Below are 2,147 nucleotides of genomic sequence, written 5' to 3' on the forward strand. Positions count from 1 at the left end.
GTGAGAGACTCCCCCGCCGAAAGACCAAGGGTTCCTGCTTAAAGCTAATCTGAGCAGGGTTAGCCGGCCCCTAAGACGAGGCGGAAACGCGTAGTCGATGGGAACCACGTTAATATTCGTGGGCTTGGAGGTAGTGACGGATCATTGAGGTAGTCCAATCTTATCGGATTGAACGGGCTGCTGCGTGGTTCCAGGAAATAGCTCCTCCTTATAAACCGTACCCGAAACCGACACTGGTGGTCTGGTAGAGTATACCAAGGCGCTTGAGAGAACTATGCTGAAGGAACTCGGCAAATTGCACGCGTAACTTCGGAAGAAGCGTGACCCTTTTCTGCGCAAGCAGAGGAGGGTGGCACAGACCAGGGGGTAGCGACTGTTTATCAAAAACACAGGGCTCTGCGAAGTCGCAAGACGACGTATAGGGTCTGACGCCTGCCCGGTGCTGGAAGGTTAAGAGGAGGGGTGCAAGCTCTGAATCGAAGCCCCAGTAAACGGCGGCCGTAACTATAACGGTCCTAAGGTAGCGAAATTCCTTGTCGGGTAAGTTCCGACCTGCACGAATGGCGTAACGACTTCCCCGCTGTCTCCAGCATAGACTCAGTGAAATTGAATTCCCCGTGAAGATGCGGGGTTCCTGCGGTTAGACGGAAAGACCCCGTGCACCTTTACTATAGCTTTACATTGGCATTCGTAGTGGCATGTGTAGGATAGGTGGTAGGCTTTGAAACCTGGGCGCCAGCTCAGGTGGAGCCACCCTTGAAATACCACCCTTATTACTATGGATGTCTAACCGCGGCCCGTTATCCGGGTCCGGGACAATGTATGGTGGGTAGTTTGACTGGGGCGGTCGCCTCCTAAAGAGTAACGGAGGCGCGCGATGGTGGGCTCAGAACGGTCGGAAATCGTTCGCTGAGTGCAATGGCATAAGCCTGCCTGACTGCGAGACTGACAAGTCGAGCAGAGACGAAAGTCGGTCATAGTGATCCGGTGGTCCCGCGTGGAAGGGCCATCGCTCAACGGATAAAAGGTACGCCGGGGATAACAGGCTGATGACCCCCAAGAGTCCATATCGACGGGGTTGTTTGGCACCTCGATGTCGACTCATCGCATCCTGGGGCTGGAGCAGGTCCCAAGGGTATGGCTGTTCGCCATTTAAAGCGGTACGTGAGTTGGGTTCAGAACGTCGTGAGACAGTTCGGTCCCTATCTGCCGTGGGTGTAGGAATATTGAAAGGATCTGTCCCTAGTACGAGAGGACCGGGATGGACGGATCTCTGGTGGACCTGTTGTGGCGCCAGCCGCATAGCAGGGTAGCTATATCCGGACGGGATAACCGCTGAAGGCATCTAAGCGGGAAACCCACCTTAAAACGAGTATTCCCTGAGAACCGTGGAAGACGACCACGTTGATAGGCCGGGTGTGGAAGAGCGGCAACGCTTGAAGCTTACCGGTACTAATAGTTCGATCGGCTTGATCGTTCTCATTCCTTATGCCCATCTGACGAAGTCAGATGGTCTTGCCAGCGCTCACGCATGAGCGGCCCTTACGGGCCTATGCTCCGCGAGGGCGCCGGAACCGGCGACGCGCAGTCGCGCTTGCGGGCTTTGCCCGAAGCAACCTGCACAAGACGTCGCCAAGGCACAAAAAACAGCTTCTCGAATAACGTGCGTTTTGCCGACCTGGTGGTTATGGCGGAGCGGCTGCACCCGATCCCATTCCGAACTCGGCCGTGAAACGCTCCAGCGCTGATGGTACTTCGTCTCAAGACGCGGGAGAGTAGGTCGCTGCCAGGTCTGCTAAACGCACGTTCGTCTCACATCCGATCTCAAAAGATCAGCATGGAGAGAAATCTTCTCTTCACGAACAAGGCCCGCCAAGGGACCACGGGCCGCGTAAGCGGCCCTTTCATTTGGTGGATAAGAATACGCAGTCGCCTAAACGCGACCGCAGGGTTGACGCGGGGTGGAGCAGCCCGGTAGCTCGTCAGGCTCATAACCTGAAGGTCACAGGTTCAAATCCTGTCCCCGCAACCAAATACAAAAGAGCCCGCCATCGTGCGGGCTCTTTTGTATTTGGCTCTGGTGGACCGCCGATTCTAACCGGTCATCAGCACCCCGCAAGCAGCCAAAGCCCACACCGCAGGACACA

1 tRNA gene and 2 rRNA genes (1 of these 3 running past the window's edge) are annotated in these 2,147 nt (G+C 55.9%); all 3 read left to right on the plus strand.

The features are described from left to right. Positions 1 to 1,477 (plus strand): 23S ribosomal RNA (locus tag FJ948_RS27835) (it extends 1,333 nt beyond the left edge of the window). Positions 1,478 to 1,677: 200 nt separating this feature from the next. Next, positions 1,678 to 1,792 (plus strand): 5S ribosomal RNA (gene rrf, locus FJ948_RS27840). A gap of 163 nt (positions 1,793 to 1,955) precedes the next feature. Then, a tRNA-Met gene (locus FJ948_RS27845) sits at positions 1,956 to 2,032 on the plus strand. Positions 2,033 to 2,147 lie beyond the last annotated feature (115 nt).

The organism is Mesorhizobium sp. B2-3-12 (assembly GCF_006442205.1).
GTDB lineage: Bacteria > Pseudomonadota > Alphaproteobacteria > Rhizobiales > Rhizobiaceae > Mesorhizobium.